The sequence below is a fragment of the Pseudomonas sp. 5Vm1k genome (assembly GCF_056161485.1).
In genome coordinates this window covers 1-25,189 of record NZ_JBSPCZ010000017.1, presented here as the reverse complement: position 1 = coordinate 25,189, position 25,189 = coordinate 1, and the positions used below count along the sequence as shown (strand labels likewise).

The window sequence follows — 25,189 nt, the reverse complement described above, 5'->3', positions numbered from 1 at the left end:
GGAGACTAGTAATGATCGTTTTAAACAGAGAAGTTGGCGAATCGCTAAGACGCGACAAATTTGTCAACGTCCAGGGTGGTGACTTCAATCTCTACGGTCATTTTGCTGACTTCGTCCGACTGACCAGAAGTTGGGAAAACATGGAGCCGGACAGCTACTACGGCCAGGCCGAATCCGGCATGCGTTTCCGTCGCTACAGTGACTTCGAATACAACCCGGTGAGCCGCGAGTTGAAGCAGCTGGAACACCGTGCCTACATTCAGTCCAAAGCCAACAACAGCTATGTCGGCGGAATGATTCGCCACTTCCAGGACTTCTCCGATGAAGTGATTAATTCACCGGTGATGCGCAGCCTCATCGACATCGACTTTGAAGTGTACAAAAACGTTCTCCCGCCGGAGTTGCACGACGAAATCTGGCAATGCCAGATCCATCAGATTCGCATCGAGATCAAGCCGGGCAAACAATTGGAGATCACCCCCGAAGGCATTCATTGCGACGGTTATCCGTTCAGCGGCGTGCACTTCTGGGGTCGCAACAATGTGGAAGGCGCCGAAAGCCGCCTCTACAGCGCCCACGAAGAGCAGCTAGCGTCGACGACCTATCAGGAAATTCTCGACACCACGTTCTTCCTTGATCGCGACATGCGTCACTACGTGACCCCGGCGCGCAATGTCCATTCCCATGACATGGCGTACCGGCAAATCCTGGCGATTTCCTTCTCGCGGCCCGGGACCGCTTTCGACATTGTTCGCTGAACAGTTCGACCTCATGGACAGCGCCTCGGCATCGGTGATGCTGTGGCGGGCCAATGCCAAGGATGCGCTGCGCCTGGAGCGCTTTTTTCGGCAGTTCGACGAAGTGTCGTTCTGCGAGTGGCAGGACGCCAAATGCCTGCGCGGCGTGTTGGTGCAGAAGACCACCACCGCGTACCTGGCGCTCGACCTCAGTGGCGAAGTGGTCGGCGCGGTGCTGGGCGGTATGCTCGGCAGTCGTGGCACCATCAACCATTTGGCGGTGAGCCCGCAGTATCGCGCCCAAGGCGTGGGCCAACGTTTGGTGGAAGCGGCGTCGGCGGATATGAAACGCGTGGGTGTACTGCGGATGTTCCTGTTTGTCGACGATGCTAACCTTGCCGGCAAACGTTTTTGGACTGCCCAGGGTTTTTGCGAGCCGCGTGGCGAAACGACCTTTGAGAGGGACCTATGAATGAGACGTCCAGCAGCCAGCCGCTGATGGTCGAGCCGCAGCCTTCGCGCACTTTTGCAGAAGCCAGCCCGGTCGTGGCCGGTTACTTCACGGTGTCGTTTGTGTTTGGTTTGATGGCCGTCAACGCCGGGTTGCCCGTGTGGTTGCCGGTCGCGATGTGCCTGTTCGTGTATGCCGGCGCTTCGCAGTTCGCCGCGTTGGCGCTGATCTCCAGCGGCGCTTCGCTGACCACGATTATCCTCACCACATTCCTGATCAATGCGCGGCACATGCTTATGTCGGTCTACATGGCCAAGGCATTGCGGGCGTTGGGGCTCAGTCGTTTCGAGCGTTGGTGTTATGCCGGCGGCCTGACCGATGAATCGTTCGCCTTCCACAGCGTGAAACTGGGCAGTGGCGCGCCAGTCAATGTGCGTTACCTGATCGGCTTCAACCTGTTCTGCCACACCTCGTGGGTGCTCGGCGGTTTGCTCGGGGCGATCTGTGCGCAGTACGCGTCTCACTTGATCAAGTATCAACTCGACTACGCCCTGACTGCGATGATGCTCTACGTGCTGGTGTCGCTGTGCAACACCCGCAATAAGCTGATCGCCGCCGCGGCTGCGGTCGCCTGCATGGGCGCCTTGAGCCTGGTCGGCAGCTCGCCATTCAACGTGTTTATTGCCACATTCGTGGGTTGCGGGGTGGGTGTATGCCTGACCAAACGTTCCTGATCCTGGTCGTCGTGCTGATGATGGCCGTGACCTTCCTGCCGCGCGCGTTGCCGCTGCAAGTGAACACTGACCATTGGCCGCCCTTCGTAGCCAGGGCGCTGGAATACCTGCCAGTGGCGATCGTCGCTGCGATCAGCCTCACGCCCTTGTTGATCAAGGACCAGCATGTGCAGCTCGATCGCCCGGAATTCTACGCAGCGATTCCGACGTTGCTATGTGCGTATTTCAGCAAAAACCTCTTTCTCAGTGTGGCGGTTGGGACGGCTGCGTACATTGCGCTCGGCTCGTTCATGTAGGCGCAGGTCGACCACATCGCTCAACGCCTGGCCCGACAACTCTGGGTTATTGACCGCCAGCCGCACTTCGAGGAAATCCTCGAAATCCGGAAAAATGGTCAAGCCGTTACGCTGGGCGGCCTCGCGGGACACCATACCGATGCCGTCCATTTGCGGGATCAGCGACAGGGTCAGGGTCTCGCTGCAGGAGTAAATCGTCCGTTGGCCGGTTTCGTAATTACCCAGGCCCGCGTCGAGAAAGCGCAAGAAACTGTGGGAATACGGACAATCGTCCGCCGGACGCACCTGAAGCTTGTCGCCCAGCAACACCAGCGGATCGTTCTCCTGGCCGCAGTGCGCACCGACTACCTGAACGTGCACATCTGGCAGCACAATGCTCGGCAAACCGGGCTTTTGCGGGCCGATCAAAATGGCCAGGTCGAAGTCTTCATTCTTCAGCTTGCTGAGGTTTTCCATCGACTCGGCGTAGGAGAACTCCAGCTGATGATCAGGAAACACTTCAAACAGGCGTCCGATCATTCGCCGATTGAAGTCCTCCGACAGCGTGGTATTCAGCGCCACCTTCAGCGTGCGCTGACCGGGCACCTTCAACGCTGCAACTTTCTCTTCCATCTGCCGCGTGGCAACCAAGACCTTGTCGATATAAGGCGTGAGCTCCGTGCCCTGCGCCGTCAGGGTCAAGCCCTTGTTGGAACGTCGAAACAGGCGAAAACCAAACTGCTCTTCAACCTTGTTCAACTGCGCGGCCAACGCCTGCACCGTCAAACAGGAATGCTCCGCCGCCGCCGACAACGAGCCGGTCTGCACGATGCGCATCAGGTTGCGTAAGGTTCTGCTATCCATGGGGTAATGCCCTCTAAAGTGGGCTGGCAATTGTTGTGTACCTTGCGGCCTATCCGGCGCCTATGCCGGCTATATTCCTGCACCTGAGCATAGTTGTCGCGAGTTTAGTAGCGAATTGATTCCGCAGCCGATGGCTGGAGGCTTACACAGGATCGGGGTTTTTGGCGGGGTGGGGGTGATTGGGGTCAAAAAAGATGTCTGGATCGGGGAGGTTTGGGCATTTTTTGGAGGGTGGGGATTACGGCTGTAGTGGATTCTTCCTGCAATGGTCTCGGACGCGTCTCAGGGCAGGTTGCGATCGGGCTGATGGTTGGAGCTAGCCAGAGCGGTTGTAATAGGTCGACAAACTTCCAGCCAATAGCCAAGACGTTGTCCGTTGAGCTGGTGTTAGGCCGTTTATCAACTTGGCATTGACCGAAAATGAGACCCCCGATCACAATGCAGAGGTAGCGCCAATGTAGCTACAGACTAACAGTGAGGTTATTGCCATGGGTGCATTACTGAAAACCACTGACGTGCGTTGCCGCATTGATGAGGATCTGAAAATGCGTGCTACAGAAGTATTGAGCGCTTGCGGGCTGAGCATCAGTGACGCCATGCGTCTTTTTCTCCGTCAGGTCGTAGCGACTCAAGGGCTCCCGTTTGAGGTTCGCGTCCCTTCTGAGAAGACTGCACGCGCCATGCTGGAAGCACGAGATATTCGCCAGCGGTTCGGCTCGATAGACGACATGCTGAGGGACGCTGATGGCGAAACCGGAAAAAAAGCATAAACGCGCTGAGTTGCCTAAACAGTGTGCACAAACTTCAGAATTCAAGAAGTCTTGGGAACGATACAGGCGGGCTGGGCGTCGTGACATGAATGAAGTCCGCCAATTGATGGTCATGCTGTTTCTTGGTGAGCAACTGCCGGCTGAGTATCTGGATCACGCTTTGACCGGCGATTGGGCTGGATTTCGGGAGTGTCATATTGGTGGCGACTTTTTGCTGGTCTATGAGCACACACGGCCCGATTTGATTACGTTTGTTGATCTTGGAAGTCACTCCGAGCTATTCAAATAGATCCCGTGTAGTAGTACTTACGCGGTTCTTACTCTAAAAAAGCAGCCAATAAGGCTGCTTCTTCATTCGAAAATTCCCACGAACGCTGTTGTTCAACTCATCATCAGGGCTCATAACGCCGATTTTCGCTACCTGAAGGCAAGCGTATTCGTACTCTTGGTCGATTCTCTGTAACGAATGGTACTTGTGCCAGTTTGCCTGCATCAGGTAAGTCCGTTTGCGGAATAAATTCACATATCTGTCCGTATCTGTACTAGTCTGAACCCAAGACATTACAGCGGAGGCGACCCCATGCCTACCTCATCACCAGCCTTAAGCCCACAGCAACAACTCGACTCGCCCGAAGCCGGCCGGGTCGCGCTGAAGTTCTTCTTCAACCTCATGGAACGCTGGGGCTGCAGCGCCGAGCAACAGCGTACGCTGCTAGGCAAAGTCGGCAACACCACGTTCTACAAGTACAAACACCTACCGCCCAATGTGCGTTTGCCCCACGACACCCTGGAACGCATTTCCTACCTGATGGGCATCCACAAGGCGCTGAGCATCATCTTCAGCAACAGCCGCGAGCGCGCCTACAAATGGGTCAGCAGCCCAAACACCGCTGCGCCGTTCAATGGCCAGACTGCTTTGGATTACATGCTGGTCGGGCGCGTGGTGGACATCGCTGACGTGCGCCGCTACCTCGACGGAGTGCGCGGTTGATGACTCCGGAACTGGTCGATCCGCAATGGCCGCGGGCCTATCGGATCGTTAACAGCTGCTTTCCGCCGATTTCGTTGTTTGAAGATGTGCTCGATCCGGAAGACTTGCCCACCGCCTATGCGCTGGAAGCATTGACCAACGATCGGTTGATGGAAGAGGCGGGTGTACTCTGCCGAGTCCGTCCTGAAGATCGAATTTCAGGCCCCGGCTCTACACCCGTGATGGCTGCGTTTACGCACATCGGCAAAACCAGTCGCTTCACTGATGGCACGTTTGGCGTCTATTACGCGGCGAGCAGCCAGGCTGCTGCCATTGCAGAGACGAGTTATCACCAGGAACGATTTCTCGCTGCGACCAATGAGCCAGATCTTGAGCTGACCATGCGGACTTACGTCAACAAGGTCGTCAAACCGCTGCATGACATTCGCCATAACTATCCGCACCTGCATGATCCAGACCCGACTGCGTACGGTCCGTCCCAAGCGTTCGCGAAGCAACTACGCGAAACACTGTCGTGGGGATTGCTCTACAACAGCGTTCGTTTGCTTGGGCATGAATGTGTTGCCGCGTTTCGACCGCCGGCGGTGTCGATTCCGAAGCAGGGGAAGCACATTCGGTATGTTTGGAGTGCGAGTAGCCGGAGGATTTCGTTTGTGTTTGAGGTGAGTGAGGTTTGAGCGGGGGGTAAAAAACGGTTAGAACTTGAGAGTGATTTGGTCGGTCTCTAATCGTTTTTATGCAAAATGTCGGTTTTTTAATCGTTTTTGAGCATCTGAAATCGTTTTTATGTGGTCGACTGAGCTTTTTGAACTCAAAAAACCGTTAGCAAATTCAATACAAGCTGCCCTAGATAATCGTTTTTATGCACTTGTGCCGAAAAATAATCGTTTTTATGCAGAGAAAATTGATTTTGAGCGCTACTCTCCATTTGTAAGGCTTTTTAATTTGGCCGAGCTTTTCAAAGGAGTGTGACCGTGAGCGAGTTTCCCGCAGACCCTATCGGTGCTGCCTGGCTAGCGACGACATTCGCAGTCTTGCCGATGGCGAGGCTGCCAGTGTTAAGTCAGATCGGTAGTCGACGGTTCACTCAGGTCGAGGATGGGTTTCGTCTTGAGACCTACCCGGAAAATATGCGCCCCGATCCGGACCTAGACTCCCATCTGCAATTTCACCTGCGGCATGAAGTCCTAAACCTTGAGTTTCTGACCCGACTGTTTACGAAGCTCGGTCCTTCATCGGTGCAGGGTTGGTTGGATGCCGAGCCTACGGGTCAATACGCGCGCAGGGCAGCTTTCTTGTTCGAGTGGCTCACTGGTCAGCAGTTGAAAGTGCCAGATCGAATAGGCGGTAACTACGTAGATGTTATCAACGCCGATTTGATGGTGGCCGCTTCACCTGAAGAAGCGGTGAAGGCCCCGCGTTGGCGAGTGAATGACAACCTTCCCGGCACGAACTACTTCTGCCCAACCATCGTCAAGACAGAGGCCGTGAAATCGGCCGCCAACCTCGATGTTCCTCAGCTCTTTGGTCAACTGACCGCTGAGTTTGGCGAAGCGCTGCTGCTCCGTGCGGCGGCGTGGATGACACTCAGGGAAAGCAAAGCCAGCTTCGCCATTGAAGGGGAGGCGAATCGTTCGACTCGTATCCAGCGTTTCGCCGATGTCATGGCAAGACGCACCGGTCAGGGCGAACTGCCACTCACCGACGCAACACTGGCGGAGATGCAAAAAGAAATCCTGGGAGACGTCACAACACTGACACGCCTGGGAATTCGCCAGTCCCCCGTGTTTGTCGGCGAGACAGTGCGCTATCAGGAAATCGTCCATTACGTCGCGCCTCCAGAGGAAGACTTGGAGCGAATGCTGGAAGGCATTCGCGTCTTTCTGAATCGCACCAAGGGCCAGTCCACGGTCATGCGCAGCGCTGTCACCGCGTTCGCTTTCGTCTATATCCATCCACTGGCCGACGGTAACGGCCGGGTACATCGTTTCCTGATCAACGATATTTTGCGTCGTGACGGTGCGATTCCAGACACGGTGATTCTTCCGATCTCAGCCGTTATCACTGACGACTCTGCGGAGAGGCGCCTGTACGACAGCGTCTTGGATCAGGTTTCAAAACCGCTCATGCAGGGCATCCGTGACCAGGTAACGTTCGCCAGCACGCGTACGCAATACCCTGACGGCGTGGTCTCAAATATTGAATTCACCGGCCAGGATCAGGCCCGTCCGGTGTGGCGTTACCCGAACCTGGGGCCACACGTCGTTTTCATGTCCAACGTCATTCGTCGCACCATCACGGAACAAATGCGCGAAGAGTCGCGGTATTTGCGCAGTCACATACGGGCTCGGCAGGCGATCATGGAGGTCGTTGAAATGCCGGATCATCAGGCTGATCGGTTGTTGCGATCCATGGAGCAGAACGAAGGCAAGTTGAGCAATGTATTGGCAAAGGAAATGCCGGTGCTGACGAGGCCAGAAATTTGGTCCGCCATTACTGAAGCTGTGGCCCAGTCCGTGCGGGAGGAAGAGCCGATAGATAGCAGCGTGGTTGATCGCTATCATCCCACTCAGCCAGTGGGTAGATAATGGACTTCGCAAAACGCCCCGATTGATTCGGGGTTTTTTTATGCGTGACTAAAAGGACACAGTCCTACTGTCCAAACAGTCCACGATGACTACTAAATAGCACCCTGCTAATCGACTACTGAGGGTATTCGGGAGGCGTGCACCACTTTCCACGCGCAGTCGGCACTTATTACGCCACGTAACTAATGATGTTCCCGCCCCCACCTTTATCCCCCTGACCCAACCCCCTACATTTATCTCCAACGCCTCCCCATCATCCCGACGGGGCAGGTCACTGGAGATTTTCCTCATGCCTTTCGTAAGCGTTCGCATCACCCGCGACGGTGTTACCTCGGAGCAGAAAGCTCAGGTGATCGCCGAAATCACTGAAACCCTGGAACGCGTCCTCAAGAAGGATCCGCACCTGACCCACATCGTGATCGAAGAAGTCGACACCGATAACTGGGGTTACGCCGGGATGACCACGACCAAGTACCGCAAGCAACTGGCTGACGCGGAGGGCAAATCGTGACCGCGTCCGTCTCTATCGATTTCATCTCCGACGTGGTGTGCCCGTGGTGCGCATTGGGTGCGACGGCGCTGGAGCAGGCGATCGAGAACGTGGCCGGTGAAATCTCGGTCGAGCTGACCTACAAGCCCTTCGAGTTGAACCCGGACATGCCGGCAGTCGGCGAGAAAGCCGTCGAGCACTTGATGCGCAAATATGGACGCACCGCCGAAGACGTTGCCGCCGGCAAAGCGATGCAGATTGCTCGCGGTGAGGCCATCGGTTTCAAGTTCGACCTGGAGAAACGCAGCCACTTCTACAACACCTTCGACGCGCACCGGTTGCTGTTGTGGGCGTTGCAGGAAGGGCGGCAGGTCGCACTGAAGAAAGCCTTGCTGCGCGCTTACTTCACCGACGGTCAGAACCTGAGTGACCGCGAAACATTGGTTCGACTGGCGGCGGAAGTGGGGTTGGATGCGGCAGCTGCCCGCGATGTGTTGGCGTCCGGAGCGTTCGGCACAGAAGTGCGTGACCTTGAAGAGTTTTACCGCAAACGCGGCATCAACTCGGTCCCGGCCATGGTGCTGAACGGTCGGCACCTTGTGTCCGGTTCGCAGTCGGTCGAGTACTGCGAACAGATGTTGAGACAAATGGCGCAGGCGCCTGTTGAAGCCTGATTAATCACTTTTTCAGATCATCATTTATTAGTTGAGGTTCATCATGAGCAATTCGAAAAAAGTCATCGTTATCACTGGCGCCTCCCAAGGTCTCGGCGCAGGTATGGTTAAAACGTTCCGTGATCTGGATTACAAAGTGGTCGCGACTTCGCGTTCGATCAAGCCGTCCACCGACCCGGACATTCACACCTTGGCCGGCGACATCGGTGAACCGGGTGTCGCCCAGCAAGTCATCCGTGAAGCCATCGAACGCTTCGGCCGCATCGACACTCTGGTCAACAACGCCGGGATCTTTGTCGCCAAGCCGTTCACTGCGTACACCCAGGAAGACTACGCCGCCGTATTGTCGGTAAACCTGAATGGCTTCTTCTACATCACCCAACTTGCGATTACCGAGATGGAAAAGCAGGGCAGCGGTCACGTCGTCAACATCACCACCAGTTTGGTGGACCATGCGATTGATGGCGTGCCGTCGGTACTGGCTTCGTTGACCAAAGGTGGATTGAATGCGGCGACCAAGTCGTTGGCCATTGAGTACGCCAAGCGCGGGATTCGGGTGAATGCGGTTTCGCCGGGCATCATCAAGACGCCGATGCATGGTGAGGAGACGCATGAAGCGCTGGGGAGTTTGCATCCGGTAGGTCGGATGGGGGAGATCAGCGATATTGCTCAGGCGGTTGTTTATCTGGATAACGCCAACTTCGTCACGGGTGAAATCTTGCATGTCGATGGTGGCCAGAGTGCGGGTCACTAAAACCTGGCTTTCCTGACTCCAGAAACAACAAAGCCCTCGTATTTCTACGAGGGCTTTGTTTGTCGGGTGCAGCAGCAGGTGTCGCATCATGACGATGCGGCATTCGGGATCAGATAGTTGCTTTGAAAACAGTTAGAGTTATCTAAAAGCTAGACACCACTGTATACAGGGGTATTGCCAATGTAATGTCCGTGATTAGTATCACTCGGCGATCATTTCAAGTTCGTTATGAGCTTTTGATAGGGTTTTATTCGGTTGATAGTGAATGCCGCATGTGTATTCAATAAATGAATGCTCTGCATTTTCTCGTTGAGCGATATTATATTTTTCAAAAGGGGACATGGCCCTGCGAACAGGTGATTGATTCAATATGTTTTTAAAAGTAACCCCTGAATCATCGGCAATCCAAAGCCGTCTTACCTTTCTTTTCTTGTTGCCATCGAAAAATTTATGGCGTGCGTGTAGAACTCTAAGGTTGTCCATCACCAGGATCTCCCCCGGTTCAAGGCTTATGTTGGTAATGTAGTGTTCATTGGTTGAATAATTATTTTGGATATAATTGAACGCCGCACTGGCCCATTCGGGAATAAACGCAGTGCTGTCATATCGATAGCGAATTCTTAATGTATCATCATTGATTTTTTCGAACACAGAGCAGTCCATAGACAACAGATCATCTCGGCAATAAGTAACGCTGCCGCTGGTCATCAATGTCTTTAAAACATGTGCTTGATTGGCGCGTAAGTCATTGTAGATTTTCTGTCCATCAACCAAGAAGTTGTCGCCGCCAATCTCCGGCTTGGATATGCACTGGAGAATGACAAATTTGGGCGGCGTGATTTTTTTTGCCACACCATCTACGTAGGCCATCCCATTCAAAAAAGACCCATCAGTGTGTGGGAAAAAATCACTTGATAGTTCGCCATGATAATCGTCTTTGAAAACTTGCCAGTCTTTGTTTATAGGCTCTCCACCGCCGACGACGCCACTTTTATCAGATTTTGTATGGAATTGAATTAACCCAAACTTCCCCGCGATATCTCTAAATGCCTCCACGGAGTCGTCTTGAGGCTTGATGACACAATAACCATGCTCATTAAGAAAAACCGAAATTCCTTTAGCATCGACACAATCGAACTTCTTGCTTTTCGTCATTTCACACTCCTTGTTGTGGTTATATAACGTTCAAACGCTCTGAATAAAATGATCCAGGATCATTTTTAAACCGAAAAAAGTGACGCCGGCTTTCAAAAGCATGGCGCCTACAGGCTGCGAGATTCGATCTCTAAGAAACCCACCAAAGTACGAGCCGACAGTGGAGGCGATGATCATGATTATGATCAGGCCTGCGTAGTCCATGAACGCAAAGCCAGCAATTACAAACGCGGCGACTTTCAATCCGTGCAGCACGCTCATTTGCATTGCATGGGTGACAATCACTTCATCTTTTTTAATATTCATCTTCATCAAGATGGGTTGTGATATCAAACCCGTGACTGCCACAAAGAGCGAAAGGAATGTTTGAACAAACCCAACAATCGCAAAATTTTTAAATATAAAGCCCAAGTGTGAAACGATCTTGGTCCATGTGATGGCCAGAATGAAAAAGCCCAAGACGAGTGATAAATATTTCTCAGGGAATTTACCTATAAAGAAATATCCAATGAATGCGCCCACCAGGCAGCCGATGATGTATTTAGGGAGAATATCTACTTTTGCACTCTTGTAATCAAAAGCAAATCGACTGGCATTGCTGACCATTTGAATCAAACCGTGAACCGGGACAACTGCTGATATAGGTAAGAATTGGGGCATCACTGCAAGCAGTCCAATCCCGCCACCCACTCCAATGGCCGCAGTCATAAATGACGTTATAAAGCTGACGCCCACCAAGACATATAAGCCGGATAAGTTTTCAAACATTTTTAATTCCTGTTAATTTCTCTTGGGGGGTACAACGTGCATCTCAAAATTGTGACTGCTCGTGTTGCTGTTTTTCACTATATAATGAGAGGGCTTAAATAATGATGAGTTGCCTGCGAAACTCCGACGTTATTAATTTCAAAGGCAATAAAGCCATCAAGCACGCACAGGCCATACACTTCACTGTCTGAACGGTATCTTTTTCAAAGACGATAAGGTTTCCGGCCCTGCTCAAGGGGTCTTAAATAGCGATGAGTGATGTTGGGTTAGTATGTAAGTACGAGATTCAGTGTGAGAAATAACCGCCCGATCACTTTTCAATAGTGAGAGTTTTAGTGTTGTTGATTGAACTAACGGTGTGCTGCGTTCAAGCGCTAACTCACCTTGCGGGTAATGACTGAGTGTCAGCTCGGTGTTGTGCTTTTTTATAGTTAAGTGCTGATGTGTGACATTGCGCTATGTATGAGGTTATGCCTTCCAAACGCCGTGAGGCATTGTTGGGCTCTCCGACAACACTGTAGTTTTTATAGAGGGAGACAACATTATTAGAATGTCCATATATGTTGCCTCCTGTCCGACAGTGTTGCGGAGAGCCTTATCAGGCCGAACGCTATTTACTTCTCGGGCAAGGCCCAGGCAATGATGCTGTCACCCAACTTGGTTGGAATTCGGTCATGACCGCCAACCACGGCCACGACGTACTGTCGGCCTTGGCTCATGTAGGTCAGGGGTGAAGCCTGATTGCCTGCGGGCAGGCGTTCTTCCCACAGCAGTTCGCCACTTTCACTGTCGTAAGCCCGCATGAAACGATCGATGGCTGCACCGATAAACGTCACGCCTCCAGCGGTTGTCACGCCCGTTGCATCACTTGGCGTACCAATCTCGAAGCGCGTACGAGAGGCAATTCCCCAAGGCCCGCTGTCGTACCCCGTACCGAACGGGCGACTCCAGACGACATCCCGTGTGCGCAGGTCTATGCCGCTAATGAAGCCCCACGGTGGCGCAATGCACGGTTGATCAAGGGATGACATCCAAGGATCTTTGATGGCGCCGTAAGGCAGTCCGGCCTGCACGCGGTAGCCTTGGTTGTTGCCCGGCGCTTCCTGGAATGACTTGGCATTGATGGCATCGAGTTGTTCGCGAGGCACTAGTCCCTGCATGTACGGGAGCCGCTGGTTATTGATGATCAGCAGGCCACGCTTGAGGTCGACCATTACGCCTCCCCAGTTCAAGCCGCCATGGTGGCCGGGGAAAATCAGGCTTTGTTGGCCAACGACTGGCGGTGTGAAGATCCCTTCGTAACGTGCCTGGCGAAACTCGATGCGGCATTGCAACTGATCAAATGGCGTCAAGCCCCAGGCATTTGCCTCGGTGAGTACTTCCGGTGTTTTCGATGGGCGCCCCATGGTGCTCGGCATATTCGGCGAAATCGGTTGGGCGGCCGAGGTGTAGTCGCCGGGAGCCGTTCCCTGTGGGACGGGGGATTGCACGATATCCACCAACGGCTCGCCGGTAGCCCGATCAAGCACGAACAACTGGCCGGATTTGGTGGCTTGAATGACGGCGGCGCGGGTGCCCGATGGTGTGGGGAAGTCAATCAGATTGGGTTGTGGGCTCAGGTCGTAGTCCCACAGATCGTGGTGGACCGTCTGGAAATGCCATTTGACCTTCCCTGTAGCGGCATCCAGTGCCACCAGGGAGGAACTGAACTTGTCTTCTTGTTCGGTGCGAGTACCGCCATAGAAGTCGCCGGCAGCGTTGCCGGTGGTGACATACACCAATCCCAGTTCATCGTCGGCCGAAAGCGGTGCCCATGAGTTGGGTGTGCTGAGCGTGTAGGTCTCGTCGTTGCCCGCAGGGGCGTTGGTGTCTGGGCGGCCCAAGTCCCAAGCCCATTTTTGTTGGCCGGTCACCGCGTCGTAGGCACGTACCACTCCCGAAGGCGCAGGGCGCACATCTGAATCAAGGACTCGGCCGCCGGTGATCACTACCCCGCGGATTACGATGGGGGCGGAAGTAATACCGGTCGAGCCTTTTCTGAAGGTGCCTAACCCGTCCTTCAAATCCGCAAAACCTGCGTTACCGAAGCCGGGGCACGCTTTGCCCGTCAAGGCGTCTACCGCTCCCAAGCGAATGTCGTTGGTACCCCAGATGATGCGCGAGGCGCACAGGCCACTGGCATTGGGCACTTCGAAATAGGAGACACCACGACAGTAGGCGCCGCCATTGGCGAAGTAGTCGGGGTCGACTTTGGAGTCAAACCGCCAGTTCTCCTTCCCGGTGGTGGCATCTATAGAAATGATGATTTGCTTTGGTGTGCAGGTGTAAAGCGAGTTGCCCACCTTGATCGGCGTGGCCTCGTTCATGTATTTGGATTTTTCACCGGGTTGCTTCACGTCGCCGTGGTGGTATTCCCAGGCTTTCACCAGGCCCGACACATTCGAAGGGGTAATTTGCGATGCGGCGGAATAGTGATTGCCCAAGTTGGAGCCTGCATAGGCGGTCCAATTGGTTTCGTCGTGTGAGGCGGCAATATTACCGTCCGGTGAAGTCACCGTATTACGACTGAAGGGTTGCTCAGGACGCGTCGTCACGAGCGTCGAATCGGCAAGGTGAACGGTGTTCGGGAAGAACAGAGGCACCAGGATAGTGACCGCCATGAGTATCGGCAGTAGACCCATAATGGTGAAGTAATGACTTCTTTTGGCGTTGGCAAAGTCACGACGCACCAAGGGCCAGAAAGCCAGAAACGGAATGCTGAGAACAGCCAGCCAGGCCAGGCGTGGAATGAAAGCCCAGCCATCGTACCCGGACTCCCAGATCGCCCAGGCGTGGGTGGCCAGGGAGGCCGCGCCAAAGAGGTAGATGCCGAGCGACTTTTTCAGGCCGATGAGGATGGCCGATAGCAACAGGACGGTGCCCATCATGGCGTAATAGGGCGATCCTCCAGCAGCCACAAGCTCTCCACCTCTATAGGCGAGTATCGCTCCAAGCACGGCAACACAGATGGTGTAGACCCCGAACAGAAAGTTCGAGATCCCCGGCCCGCTATCCAACGTCCTTTGTTTCACTGCGATCTTCCCTGTGTCATTCGATATGGCTCCGCGTCCAGCGGCGCGCATAATTGCTTATTGTTCTAATGAAATACAATATCTGGCGAAAAAAATTAACTGTCTAGTACGAACGTGCCATGTTTTTGTATCTTGTTTTGATTAGAAACAATCATGCTAAGCTGATCGGCGAATTTTTGGGGGGGCTCTGACGAGGCTTCAATCCGGAATGGGGTGTTCGTGGTGTGCTTCTGGCATGACGTCCTGTTGCGTCTTGAGACGGCCCACTTCGTCCAGGTGCCTCCAGAGAAATTGAGCGGCTTCTTCACGCCGATCAGACTCGATGAGGTCGAGCAAATGGATGTGTTCCCGGCATTGCGCCATAAGACGAGTGCGATCGACGTTAGCTTTGTAGCCAATGAAACGCCGGAGTTGGTTTTGCTGGCGTATGGCTTCGATGAAAAAGATATTTCCGGAACATTGCACGATCAGTTCGTGAAACTGGGCGCCGACTTGGAACAGTTGGGCGCGAGACAGCGTGTGGATGTCCCCATCGAGCATGGCCTGCTGTTGTTGCCTGGCCCGGGCAAACGCCGCGTGATTGATCTGATAACCGGGCTCAAGCAGGGCGGCCGGCTCGATCGCCATGCGGAAGCGGTAGCTTTGGATGTGTGTCTGGGCATTGTGCACAAAGTCTTTGAGCACCCATCCTTGACCGGGTTTGCGCTCCACCATGGCTTCACTGGCCAGTCTGTTCAACACCTTGAGCAATTGCCCGCGGGGCACTTCGTAACGGCGCAACAGCTGCGCTTCGAAAAAGTGGGCAGGTATTTCGCCACCCAAGATGTCGTCGACCACGCGAAGGTAAAAGTCTTCGAAAGGATCACTGACGAGAGGGAATGTTGTTTCCTGAATCTGCCCTGCGCCTTGCTTCAGAAAGTAGCCACGATTGGGTTCCTGAATGGCGAGATCCCACTCGGCGAGCAACGCAAAAACCCGCCGGATAGGCGAACGCGAAACACCCAGCGCTTGCGCAAACGTCTGCTCGCGCAACGGCTCCCCGGCTTTCATCGACCGGGCGCGAACCAGGTCGATGACGCGTGGGGCCAACTGCAAGGCGAGGTCTTTCTTGATCACAGGTTCTCTCTCAAATGGTTAGCTTCAGTCCGTTCCCGTTGGGGCAACTACCCCCATCGGACTGGCGTTGGAAAATACCATACGAAGGGTAGGCGGGTATCTGCACAAAGAGCGCTGGTGAACTTGTTGAACAAACCTTGTCGAGGCACATCAGCATGAAGGCACCACGCATTTTTCTGATCCACGCAACAGCATTGGCGATTGATCCCGTTACCGCAGCTTTTGCCCGGCAGTGGCCGCAAGCACAGATCATCAATCTGCTCGAAGACTCGCTGTCCCGAGACCGAGTGGCGGAGGGTGAATTAACCGCGAGTATGAAGGCGCGCTTTCTGACGCTTTCGCGCTACGCCGTCCAAAGCGCAGCGGACGCCATTCTTTTTACGTGTTCGGCTTTTGGCGATGCCATCAACCTATGCAAGGCTGACATTGCCATTCCAGTGCTCAAGCCGAACGAAGCCATGATTAACCTGGCACTGACACAAGCATCGCGCGTTGCCGTGCTGGCGACATTTGAGCCGACTCTCACCTCGATAATGGCCGAGTTCACGCAAGCGGCTGAGCGCAGTGGTCGGGCGCTGGAGGTAGTGCCCTATTTTGTCCCGGGTGCAATGCAGGCACTGAGTGAAGGGAACAAAGAACGTCATGATGCCGCCATCGCGCAAATGGCCGGTCAGGTCAGAGACTGCGATCTGATCTGTTTTGCCCAGTTTTCGATGACGAGCGCCGCAGGGCAAGCGCAGGCCCGCTGTGGTCTGCCCGTATTGACCACACCCGATAGTGCAGTGCTGGAGGTGCGAAGAATGCTCCAGGCTGATGATTCGTTTCTTCCCAGGATGGAGGTTTAGCCAATGCTCAAGTTCAATGCTCATCTGGGTTTCCAATTCAATGAGCTGCCTTTTCTGCAACGCATCGAAGCCGCCGCCGCTGCCGGTTTCCGGGCGGTGGAGTTCCCGTCGCCCTATGAGTTCGACGCGAGCCTGCTAGCCGACCACCTGGCGCAATACAGTCTGCCGTTGATTCAGTTCGCCGCACCGGCTGGCGTTACCAAAGGCATCGCGGCCTTGCAGGGCAAGGAAGAAGAGTTTCGCAACGGGCTGCTCCAGGCTGCCCGCTATGCAAAGGCGCTGGCGTGTTCGGATGTCCACATCATGTCGGGAGTGACCACGCAGGATGAGGCAGCACTTATTTTCGGGGGCAACTTGGAGTATGCAGTCAAGTACTTCGAAGATCAGGGGTTGCGGCCACTGATTGAAGTGATCAGTTCGCAAGAAATGCCGGGCTATTACATGTCTGACTTCAGCAAGGCGCAACAGGTGCTGGAGACCTTCCCGAGCGTCGGGCTGATTCTCGATCTTTACCATGCCCAACTTCTGACCGCAGACGCCGCAGATGTTCTGGCTCGCTTCTACGACAGAACCGTTCATGTGCAGATTGCCGACTGCCCGGGTCGTCACGAACCGGGAACGGGCGCTATCGACTTTGCACTCTTGTTCGCGGCGCTGGAGCAGCGCGGCTACACAGGATGGATCGGGTGTGAATACCGTCCTTCCAGTACGACCGTTGCGAGCCTTGACTGGATTAAGCCGCTAAGGGCTTAGCTCTGGCAGATAGCCAAAACGAAAAAACCCGCCAGAAGGCGGGTTTTTTGTGGGCTCCGGAGAATTTGAAAGCCTTCTCTGGAACCTTGTATGGTTCGGTACCAGACGAACGTTATGTTTCGGGGAGGCCAGGTTTTTCGGGCGTCTGGAGTTCGCTGGAAAGTTCGGCGTACCCCAACTAGTAACTATAAATAAATCAGCTAGTTATGGCGTTCGGTGGAATCGAACTCGGGATTTTTTAGATGTCAGCACGTTGTCGGTCTGCAAGTAATTCAGAGCCGCATACGGAATGGTAATCCTCCTGAATTCGAACGTTGTCGATCATCCCCTCCGTAGAGAATAGGCAGAAATCCGCCAAAAGCTGCCGTGGCGACAGGCAGCAGACGGTCAGAAGTGGACACCTGGATGCCCCCGACCTTTGCATCGCCTTGGAAGAGATCACATTGGCCAACGCAAAACGCACCTTGAGCAAACGCGGCTAGGCGCGTTCACGCCGTTATAGTCGACTCTATTGCCGATCGTACTTCCCGGAGCCTTTTCCCAGTGTCTGACATGCCGACCAACTTCGCTTACACAAAACGCTTCAACGCCGTACTCGCCTACATTGATGCCAATCTCGAAGGTGACCTGTCGGTGAAGACGTTGAGCCATGTGGCGAACTTTTCGGCGTTTCACTTCCATCGGCAATTCACCGCGTTCGTAGGAGTGCCTGTCTCGCGTTATGTGCAACTGATGCGGCTACGACGCGCGGCACATCGCCTGGCCTCCCTCGCTGATCACTCGGTACTGGACGCCGCACTCGGTGCCGGCTTTGAAAGTCCAGAGGCATTTTGCAGGGCGTTCAGGCGGGCGTTCGGTATGACGCCGAGTGCGTTCGGGAAGGAACCGAACTGGCAGGTCTGGAGTACGGTATTCGCAATCCCTCACTTTTCCAGGACTATCATCATGCAAGTACGAATCGTGAAATTCCCTGAAGTCAGGGTAGCAACGCTTGAGCACTGCGGACCCGCCGGGCTCGTCAATGAGAGCGTATGCAAGTTCATCGAGTGGCGTATGCAGAGCGGACAGTCGCCGGTGGCATCGAGTCGCACCTTTGGCATTCCCTATGGCAACCCCGATACGACACCTCCACAAGAATTCCGCTTCGCAATCTGCGGCGAGATTCACGAGGCCGTGGCGTCGAATGAGTTCGGTGTGCACGAGATCGTCATTCCTGGCGGTCGCTGCGTCGTGGTGCGACACGCGGGGTCACCGGATCACATCGGCGAAACGATCTATCCGATTTACCGCGATTGGCTTCCGGCCAGTGGAGAGGAACTTCGTGACCAGCCGTTGTTCTTTCATTACCTGAGCGCCTATCCCGAGACACCGCAGGATCAATGGCAAACTGATGTGTATGTTCCGCTGCAATAGCAGAGCAAGCAGCTTTCGACCCTGACGGACGTTGACGAGTGTCCGCGCAGCAATGTGGCAGGTTCTAGGGGGAGTTTCCAAACCCTAGAAGCAACAAAGCCCTCGTATTTCTACGAGGGCTTTGTTTTGTATGGTGCGGCACCAGACGAACGGTAGCATTCGGTGCGGCTAGGTTTTTTGTGGGTCTGGAAGTCGGTGGAAAATTTGGCGTACCCCAACTGGTAACTATAAATAAATCAGCTAGTTATGGCGTTTGATGGACTCGAATCGGACTTCTGAAGCAGTTGACTACATTGCCCCACGTCGGCCGAACTCTTCGTATCACCCATAGGTGGGGATGATCGATGACTTGCGAACTCTATAGGTTTACCACCTAGCGATGCATCGTCGGATGTGGACGATCGAGTGGCATTTTGCTACCTTCCAAGGGCAACAAATGAAAAACCTTATAACGCCATTTTAATGGAATATAAAAGTGGGAATGGATGAATATTAATTTTGATATTTCAGATCGGTTCAATAATTGGCTTCTATCGAAAGCTTAAGTTATTTCCCCTTAAAGACGTTCTGATTAGCGTGGAGGGTTAATGGCGGTTGTTGAATTATTAGATCGACTAAGATATTCTTCTACGATAAAGAAACATGGAAGTAAGATATGATGACTTGGCCTGCACATTATCCTAATCAGTGTCCTCCCTCTTCTGCCAGTTCTACTGCTGGGGTCGTATATCGATTTATCAACGGTCGCAACCCAGCTGCTAAAGATTTTTTAAGCTATTATCATCTAAAGCCAGAGCATGATTGGGGAACTCAGGAATGTAATGCGCGTGGGCTTTCTGTTTATGCAGATCTTTCCGCTTGTTACGAGTTGGCGGAGGCTGTGCCGGCCATGAAAAAGAAGAAAATCGCGGTGGCGAAGTTTAGTGCCCCGTTAGGAGTATGGGCCAGTACGCCTTCGTCTAATTGCCAGGGGCATAAAACTTGGTGGCTTCCGGAAAATATCCAAAATATTGTTGATGTATTTACAGTAATTGCTAGGGAGTCAAGCAATGCTTAGTCTTCCAGTATCTACGCAGCTCGGAGAGTTGACGTTCTTTGAGGTTTTTGAGTTCTTTGATTTTCCACGTCTTTTTACATGTAGAAATCGGTCAGGTTCTTTTTTTCTAGTGGTCTCAACTTATGATGATGGTGAGCGCTTTGAATGGCTTTATCTGCCTATTTCTATAGATCGAATTAATACATTAATCGATCGGAGAATGAATTTAAATCAAGCTTTTTTGTTACCAGAGGACGGATATCTAGCAAAGGTTGAAACGAATTTCTATGGGGTGGGGTTAGTAGAATTCATTTTTCCAGAACAGGTTCCCCTAGAGGATCTTCCGACAGAAAATGCATTTCTTAAGTCTACAACTAGAAAGAAGTACGGATTAGGCGCTATTGATGCAGAGGAAGCAGCATTATCATCAAATAGGGAGACTTATAATATACACTTATATCCTGTTGACACCAATTTACCCGAGATCGGAATTAGATCATTGGGTAATATGTTAATCACCTCTCAGGAGTTGGTTGACGCTCTTGGTCAAACAGTTGAGGGGAACGTCACAGTCAAAGGTCCAATTCCTGCGGCGGTTTTAGATAAAACCAGATTGAATGCTTGTCAAATATTCGAAGGTTCTTTTGGTATTCAATTTAAATCAAATTTAAATGTCGAACTTTTTTCTAATTCGTTATTGGCTGAGTCATTGCAGTTAATGATGGTGTTGATGTTGGCTGGTGATGATGAAGATCAGCTGAGCAATCAGCTTCACTTGTTACGTGCGCGTGTAACCTCTAAATATAGGGCTTTCTTGAAAGAGGTAAAAATGCTTGGGTCCCCGATTAAAATAGAATGGGGATCACCAAATAAAGAGCTGAGTAAGTCAGTGACCTTGTCAAGGGAGCAAGTTGACAAAGCATATGAAATTGTATCGCAGATCGAAGTTGATATGTCTACTGAGCACGTAGTGATTGCAGAGTTGCTTGGATTGGATACCCGAACTAATCGCTATAGATTGCGTACTAATGATAATGTTGAGTATAGTGGTAAGGTTTTGGATGAAGCTGTAACAAGTGTAAGGCATTCGAAAATAAATGATATGTATAAAGCTGTTTTGAAGAAGGCGGTCCAAGTCAGTTCGATGTCTGGACATGAAACGGTACGGTGGTTGCTTGTTTCGCTTTCTAAGATAGAGTGATTTTGTTTGAGTATTCGGGAAGTATACTCCAGAAAATAACCAATGATTTAATTGTGCGCTACGGGTATGCGAGTTTCTGTAGAGTATTTATAGTTTTTTCTCTCGGAAAAAATTAGGTATGTTTTCTAGTTTAAGCTTGAATCGTCTATTGGAGATGGTTTGCTAGACGGAAAATAAATCTGTGCCCATGTTCTATACCTGCTGAAGGAATGTTTTAGGTTGGGATTACCCCCCCCCTCGCGGTGGAGGAAAAATAAATCTGCGGCCGTTTTCGTTTTGATCTTGACCATATTGTTTAGGTTTTTCTGGAGTACTATAAATGCGTAGCGATGAGATGTCGTCATTGGTTCCAATATCTCCTGAGTCTTATATTGCTGATAGGGTGGCTCAATATAAAGGCTGGTATGATAAGAAAGCTGTAAGAATGAAAAGTCGGTATTTGTATATGCGTGCCTTCTCTGTAGTTGGAGGAAGTGTTGTACCTGTTTTAGCGAATGTGTCATTTTCGTATAGTGTTTTAGGTGTTTCGGTAATACAGCTTCTCCTTACTGTTATTAGTTTGTTGGTTGTTATTGCGGTGTCGTTAGAGAGCGTTTACCACTATAGGGAACAGTGGAAAAATTATCGATCTACCGAACAGTTATTAGGTCATGAAGAGTTTTTGTATCGGTCTAGGGTGGGTCGATATTTCGGAATGAATGATCAAGAGGCGTTTCGGCTATTTGTAGAAAGAGTGGAGGAGGCTATAGCGATAGAAAATTCCGCGACGCTAAATGTGATGACTATGGCAAGTGAAACGGTTGAAGCGACAAAGCATGCCCAGCCAAGAGTTTCGCCTCAGGAGTGAGTGCATAAGTAGAAGTCAGGGGGGCAAGCCACCTTATCTGAGTCGAAACATGGCGTCTGTTAATGTACTTGGGCGCCTAAGAATCAAGAAGAACTTTAGTATATGCTTCATTCTAGGAGATCCCGTCCGAAGTCGAACCGTTAAACGAAAGAACTTTCCAGGTGGCAGGTTTTCGGGGGGCGGGGACAGACCACGATTAATTTAGCGTCTGTATATTCATTTAAGCCAGGAATTGTGGTCTGTCCCCGAATTATCCAGTACGAGGGTGGCTTTGTGCCGATCGAGCTACTCTATAAGAGTTGAAGTTGTGGCTAGTTCCTTGTAGCTGAAACTATCAGTGTTTTTTTGAATTCGTTTCGCTCAACTATAGTTCGCTGCGCTGACACCAAGTTCAATATTATAGTATTTAGAAAAATTTTAGAAAGATGGCTCGACTCCCACTCGTCTCAGTAGCTCACATTGAATTTCTACTGCGGACAATCGTCGCTTTCCTGCGTCAGTTTTAACGTAAACTTCTTGACTTCCCGTTGCGAATAGCAAGGTGCGGCGAACTGCTGGGATTCTCACCTCGACGAGATATAGACTGTCAATAATTTTCATACCGTCACTTACGGGATGCAATTCTATTTGATAAGCAGTCGGTGCTATCGCTGGCGCAATTTTATGGAGCTTCTCTGTGACAACTCGCCGAAGCTCATCACATTCTCGCTCTGATAAAGACACACCAATAATAGATAAGTCTTCGTCGCGAACACCCCAATATATTGAGCCATTTTGCGAAACTCCAGCGTTCATGAACGCTACCGCATATTGATCGACGAGTGATTTTATTGACCCTATTGGATTATTTCCTTTTATCTCCTTCAGTTCGCAAACGCGGTTCTCTTGGTTCGGGAATTTAGCCCCTTTTATCCACGCTGGAATTTGCCTCCGTCTGCGCCCAGTGCTTTGTGGTGCGAAGAGACGGTTGTTGTAACCCGCCAGCGCATCTGACCTCCTCTCAGGTTGAAAAATTTCGATGGTTGTGCCATTCACGAAAAAGTCCTCCCGGTTTGTGAAAACGACTACTTGGGAAAGTTTTGCTATTTCGTTTAGAACCTCAACTGCAAAGACCCGAGTTGCTTGATCCCAATGCATCCCGAGGCCATCTATCAAAAGCGGCAGGTTTGATTTTGTTTTTTTACGTATAGCTAACTCTCGCACAACGAGAGCTAAGTCGTTCTCACCTCGTGATCCGATATATTGATTGGATGACCAGTTGTTACGCATCTGTAACCATCGCTCGTGATACTTAACACTTTCCGGTAACTCGCTCTCGATTACTTTCAGATCGTCATTTATCAGGTCATGCGATTCGCCTCCTTCCGCTAGAACCAGGCGCGCCCCGTAAGGGTCACTCATTGTAGCTAAGATTTGAATCGCCAATGGACATGGCTCCTGTGAAACGGAGACCCTCCCAGGCGAGTTCTCTGTGACATAAAGCGTCGTCATCTCAGTTAAAAAACCTTCAATCAGTGTGACTGATACCTCTGACGGTCCAGTGGCACCTTCGCGAGTCTGGATAGCAGGCCGTCCCACGATCGCAGCAATTATGGCACCACAAAGCTGAGTCTTCCCGGTTGCGTTGGCCCCCACCACGATGTTGATGGCAGCCCCCGAAAACTCGAAATCTGCCTTGATAAATGGACCAAAATTTATAAGCGAGACGTGTTTTACATACATATCTGATCCTCTAAGCTCGTAGTCCGGCTTGCAGACGTCAATTAGCCAAATTATAGAGATGTCTATGATATTCGAATGACTGCTCTTAGCGGACTTCTGTACGTGGTCGCTGGCAGCTTTGAGTCGATATCTGTCTTTCGCGAAGGACAGTGTCGACCCATTGTTGTCATTCATAACACTCAGGTTATAAGGACGCAGCACTCGTTTTTAGCAAGGAAAAGACTTCAACGCAGTGCATGCGTTCTCACACAGCCTGGACCTAAAGCTGCCGTTCAGATGGATCTCCCTTCGGAGAGAAGTCTTCAGTGCTGCGTCAACAAGGCTGGCAGTCCAAACTATCTACTCCTCTAAAAAAAAGATATTGATATAATGTGGTTCTACTCCATTTTCTGCACACCATAAGTCAAACCGCTCAAGCTCTGATGCAACGAACCCTGTTTCATCCTCGTTTGTAATTAGGTATGTTTGCATATGTATTGGCCTTATGTACTCTCCATCTCTCATGAATTCGCGAGTTAATATGAGCTGTTCTGCGACCTCCTGTGTAGTCGTACCGTGCTCGCTCAATAAATATTTGTTCATGTCTTCATCAGTCGGTAGGTACCCACCACGCATCGCCATAATATCTATTGCGGAGACTGCTGCCTTACTTAGTTTCGAAGGCTCCCAACAGTTGTTATCGTCGCGTTTAAGATGCTTTTCTTTTAGTTCTCGCGTATTGTACATCCAGCCGGCACTGACATCTGATTCTACTGCCGTAGCAATCAAGAGAGGTTCGATGCTATCCATATGAAGTCCATCGCCCCACGGCATCTTTACATCAAAGTAAATTGCGATTTTTGACCAGATAAGCTCTAGTATTAACTTTGCTGAGTTATGGCAAGTCGAAAATACGGATACCCACTCGTTTTTGTCTGTTAGAACCAAAAATGGCACTCCATTTCCTTTTACAAGGCAATACCTATTAGAGGTTACCAGTGTGGGAATGCTTGGGATCCCTAAACCTTCGCCGCCTTGCTTCCATTTCTCCTCAATAATGTCTAAAAAAGCGGATCTTAGACCTTGTTCTGTTTTGTATCCTTCGTATCCATGGATAATAGTCATCGGGGCCAATGACTCTTGGATAAGGGTATAAAAAAGTATTCCTTCACTCTTTGGGAGAGAGTGCATGTCCAGATAATTTTCTGGGGCGATTTTTCCTGTTATTTGCGAGAACCATCTTCGGGCAGGGGCAATATTGGGTTTGTAATTTTCGTTTATTAATTTTTTTTCGAAATTTTCTGCAAATTTTTTCCTGATAGTAGCAAGGTGATCAATAGCGTCAACGTAGTCGCTCTTTCGAAGTGTTTTTTTAACTTCGAAGATGCATAGAACACTCTCTATGTCGTAATCGAATTGTTGCGTCCGTCCAAACTGCTTGCCTTCACCATGTACCAGCATGCAGTCGATTTGTTGAGGCAGCATTCGGCCCTCAATAGATATAAAACCAGATACCACTCTTAGATCTAGGTGTTTGGGGATCGCAAAGTCTTGATATATGCCTTGCTTTGTAATTTCCTCATATGCACTTCCTAGCGTCGGCATGTGAGGCATGTCAAAGCCGTCTAGCTTTTGCGTCTCAGCTTCTATGAAACGCTCAAGTAGTTCGGATGCCTTGCGAATCATTTGTTAGTCCCCATTATTTGCTAGGTTCATTGTTCTGAGTAGATCAGGTTACCAACTTGGTTACAGGTTAACAGGCGCCCGCGCTATGGTTGAATCAGGCCTCGCCTGAGGCCAATACGAACCATAATCGGATGTCCGCTATTGACCCTAGTGTGCTGTTCTCAAATTAACATTTCTCCGATATTGGCTACACTTCCGGTGTCATCCAACGTTCGGAGAAGCGCAGGTGAACGCACTCAACATTGTCCTCAGTCCAGAAGAGCATGCCG

At 51.5% G+C, this 25,189-nt stretch carries 26 protein-coding genes; 19 read left to right on the top strand and 7 right to left on the bottom strand.

Going from position 1 to position 25,189, the window contains the following annotated elements:
* Nucleotides 1-11 precede the first annotated feature (11 nt).
* From ACWIKB_RS26615 to ACWIKB_RS26600, 4 genes are read left to right on the top strand one after another with little or no spacing between them, the layout of a single operon-like run.
* Nucleotides 12-758: a 2OG-Fe dioxygenase family protein gene (locus ACWIKB_RS26615; RefSeq protein ID WP_475270466.1), complete on the top strand. Its 747-nt coding sequence runs from the start codon at nt 12-14 to the stop codon at nt 756-758.
* A 13-nt stretch (nt 759-771) separates the two neighbouring features.
* The gene (locus ACWIKB_RS26610) at nt 772-1,209 is read left to right on the top strand and encodes a GNAT family N-acetyltransferase (RefSeq protein WP_213941981.1); all 438 of its coding nucleotides are present in this window, start codon (nt 772-774) and stop codon (nt 1,207-1,209) included.
* Nucleotides 1,206-1,922 (top strand): AzlC family ABC transporter permease, encoded by a 717-nt coding sequence (locus ACWIKB_RS26605; RefSeq protein WP_054054335.1) that lies wholly within the window; start codon nt 1,206-1,208, stop codon nt 1,920-1,922. The genes ACWIKB_RS26610 and ACWIKB_RS26605 overlap by 4 nt, the downstream gene beginning before the upstream one ends.
* Nucleotides 1,901-2,218 carry an AzlD domain-containing protein gene (locus ACWIKB_RS26600; protein ID WP_010464672.1) on the top strand — a complete coding sequence of 106 codons (318 nt, stop codon included), beginning with the start codon at nt 1,901-1,903 and terminating at the stop codon, nt 2,216-2,218. The genes ACWIKB_RS26605 and ACWIKB_RS26600 overlap by 22 nt, the downstream gene beginning before the upstream one ends.
* Here ACWIKB_RS26600 and ACWIKB_RS26595 read toward each other — a convergent pair.
* Entirely contained in the window at nt 2,135-3,061 is a 927-nt protein-coding gene (locus ACWIKB_RS26595) for a LysR family transcriptional regulator (protein ID WP_475270465.1), read from the bottom strand. The two genes, ACWIKB_RS26600 and ACWIKB_RS26595, sit on opposite strands and share 84 nt — an antisense overlap.
* A 488-nt stretch (nt 3,062-3,549) precedes the next feature.
* On the opposite strand from ACWIKB_RS26595, the gene ACWIKB_RS26590 reads away from it, so the two are divergent.
* The 9 genes from ACWIKB_RS26590 (at nt 3,550) to ACWIKB_RS26550 (ending at nt 9,328) form a co-directional block, all read left to right on the top strand.
* A complete protein-coding gene (locus tag ACWIKB_RS26590) occupies nt 3,550-3,831 on the top strand; it encodes a type II toxin-antitoxin system RelB/DinJ family antitoxin (protein WP_475270463.1) in 282 nt (93 codons plus the stop codon).
* Nucleotides 3,806-4,120, top strand: a complete 315-nt coding sequence (locus tag ACWIKB_RS26585; protein ID WP_475270462.1) for a type II toxin-antitoxin system YafQ family toxin — start codon at nt 3,806-3,808, stop codon at nt 4,118-4,120. The genes ACWIKB_RS26590 and ACWIKB_RS26585 overlap by 26 nt, the downstream gene beginning before the upstream one ends.
* Before the next feature lie 291 nt (nt 4,121-4,411).
* Complete coding sequence (locus ACWIKB_RS26580) at nt 4,412-4,822, top strand: MbcA/ParS/Xre antitoxin family protein (protein ID WP_149659072.1); 411 nt, start codon at nt 4,412-4,414, stop codon at nt 4,820-4,822.
* On the top strand, nt 4,822-5,499 hold the full coding sequence (locus ACWIKB_RS26575; protein WP_475270460.1) for an RES family NAD+ phosphorylase: 678 nt from the start codon (nt 4,822-4,824) through the stop codon (nt 5,497-5,499). Before ACWIKB_RS26580 ends, ACWIKB_RS26575 begins: the two co-directional genes overlap by 1 nt.
* A 109-nt stretch (nt 5,500-5,608) precedes the next feature.
* Nucleotides 5,609-5,794 carry a hypothetical protein gene (locus ACWIKB_RS26570; RefSeq protein WP_475270458.1) on the top strand — a complete coding sequence of 62 codons (186 nt, stop codon included), beginning with the start codon at nt 5,609-5,611 and terminating at the stop codon, nt 5,792-5,794.
* A 2-nt stretch (nt 5,795-5,796) separates the two neighbouring features.
* A complete protein-coding gene (locus ACWIKB_RS26565) occupies nt 5,797-7,410 on the top strand; it encodes a Fic family protein (protein WP_475270457.1) in 1,614 nt (537 codons plus the stop codon).
* Nucleotides 7,411-7,699: 289 nt separating this feature from the next.
* Entirely contained in the window at nt 7,700-7,921 is a 222-nt protein-coding gene (locus ACWIKB_RS26560; RefSeq protein WP_054616509.1) for a tautomerase family protein, read from the top strand.
* Nucleotides 7,918-8,574, top strand: coding sequence for a DsbA family oxidoreductase (locus ACWIKB_RS26555; RefSeq protein WP_475270456.1), 657 nt, complete (start codon nt 7,918-7,920; stop codon nt 8,572-8,574). The genes ACWIKB_RS26560 and ACWIKB_RS26555 overlap by 4 nt, the downstream gene beginning before the upstream one ends.
* A 43-nt stretch (nt 8,575-8,617) precedes the next feature.
* Nucleotides 8,618-9,328, top strand: coding sequence for an SDR family NAD(P)-dependent oxidoreductase (locus tag ACWIKB_RS26550; protein ID WP_475270455.1), 711 nt, complete (start codon nt 8,618-8,620; stop codon nt 9,326-9,328).
* A gap of 201 nt (nt 9,329-9,529) precedes the next feature.
* Here ACWIKB_RS26550 and ACWIKB_RS26545 read toward each other — a convergent pair whose 3' ends face one another.
* The 4 genes from ACWIKB_RS26545 to ACWIKB_RS26530 all read right to left on the bottom strand — a co-directional run bounded on the left by ACWIKB_RS26545 (nt 9,530) and on the right by ACWIKB_RS26530 (nt 15,438).
* The gene (locus tag ACWIKB_RS26545) at nt 9,530-10,483 is read right to left on the bottom strand and encodes a TauD/TfdA family dioxygenase (protein ID WP_475270454.1); all 954 of its coding nucleotides are present in this window, start codon (nt 10,481-10,483) and stop codon (nt 9,530-9,532) included.
* Nucleotides 10,484-10,513: 30 nt separating this feature from the next.
* Nucleotides 10,514-11,251: a TSUP family transporter gene (locus tag ACWIKB_RS26540; RefSeq protein WP_475270453.1), complete on the bottom strand. Its 738-nt coding sequence runs from the start codon at nt 11,249-11,251 to the stop codon at nt 10,514-10,516.
* Between the two features lie 614 nt (nt 11,252-11,865).
* The gene (locus ACWIKB_RS26535) at nt 11,866-14,322 is read right to left on the bottom strand and encodes a membrane-bound PQQ-dependent dehydrogenase, glucose/quinate/shikimate family (protein WP_475270452.1); all 2,457 of its coding nucleotides are present in this window, start codon (nt 14,320-14,322) and stop codon (nt 11,866-11,868) included.
* A gap of 198 nt (nt 14,323-14,520) precedes the next feature.
* Nucleotides 14,521-15,438 (bottom strand): GntR family transcriptional regulator, encoded by a 918-nt coding sequence (locus ACWIKB_RS26530; RefSeq protein ID WP_475270450.1) that lies wholly within the window; start codon nt 15,436-15,438, stop codon nt 14,521-14,523.
* Between the two features lie 155 nt (nt 15,439-15,593).
* Between ACWIKB_RS26530 and ACWIKB_RS26525 the strand changes: the two genes are divergently transcribed.
* The 6 genes from ACWIKB_RS26525 (at nt 15,594) to ACWIKB_RS26500 (ending at nt 21,533) form a co-directional block, all read left to right on the top strand.
* A complete protein-coding gene (locus tag ACWIKB_RS26525; RefSeq protein ID WP_475270449.1) occupies nt 15,594-16,283 on the top strand; it encodes an aspartate/glutamate racemase family protein in 690 nt (229 codons plus the stop codon).
* A 3-nt stretch (nt 16,284-16,286) separates the two neighbouring features.
* Nucleotides 16,287-17,036, top strand: a complete 750-nt coding sequence (locus tag ACWIKB_RS26520) for a hydroxypyruvate isomerase family protein (protein ID WP_475270448.1) — start codon at nt 16,287-16,289, stop codon at nt 17,034-17,036.
* Nucleotides 17,037-17,579: 543 nt separating this feature from the next.
* Nucleotides 17,580-18,449 carry an AraC family transcriptional regulator gene (locus tag ACWIKB_RS26515; protein ID WP_475270447.1) on the top strand — a complete coding sequence of 290 codons (870 nt, stop codon included), beginning with the start codon at nt 17,580-17,582 and terminating at the stop codon, nt 18,447-18,449.
* Nucleotides 18,450-19,104: 655 nt separating this feature from the next.
* A complete protein-coding gene (locus ACWIKB_RS26510) occupies nt 19,105-19,506 on the top strand; it encodes a hypothetical protein (RefSeq protein WP_405121633.1) in 402 nt (133 codons plus the stop codon).
* Nucleotides 19,499-20,686, top strand: coding sequence for a DUF6575 domain-containing protein (locus tag ACWIKB_RS26505; protein WP_475270445.1), 1,188 nt, complete (start codon nt 19,499-19,501; stop codon nt 20,684-20,686). Before ACWIKB_RS26510 ends, ACWIKB_RS26505 begins: the two co-directional genes overlap by 8 nt.
* A 319-nt stretch (nt 20,687-21,005) precedes the next feature.
* Nucleotides 21,006-21,533 carry a DUF4231 domain-containing protein gene (locus tag ACWIKB_RS26500; RefSeq protein ID WP_475270444.1) on the top strand — a complete coding sequence of 176 codons (528 nt, stop codon included), beginning with the start codon at nt 21,006-21,008 and terminating at the stop codon, nt 21,531-21,533.
* A 417-nt stretch (nt 21,534-21,950) separates the two neighbouring features.
* Here ACWIKB_RS26500 and ACWIKB_RS26495 read toward each other — a convergent pair whose 3' ends face one another.
* Together ACWIKB_RS26495 and ACWIKB_RS26490 are read right to left on the bottom strand one after the other, a co-directional pair.
* Entirely contained in the window at nt 21,951-23,255 is a 1,305-nt protein-coding gene (locus ACWIKB_RS26495) for an ATP-binding protein (protein WP_475270443.1), read from the bottom strand.
* A 339-nt stretch (nt 23,256-23,594) separates the two neighbouring features.
* Nucleotides 23,595-24,920, bottom strand: a complete 1,326-nt coding sequence (locus ACWIKB_RS26490) for a DUF6602 domain-containing protein (RefSeq protein WP_475270442.1) — start codon at nt 24,918-24,920, stop codon at nt 23,595-23,597.
* Between the last annotated feature and the right edge of the window lie 269 nt (nt 24,921-25,189).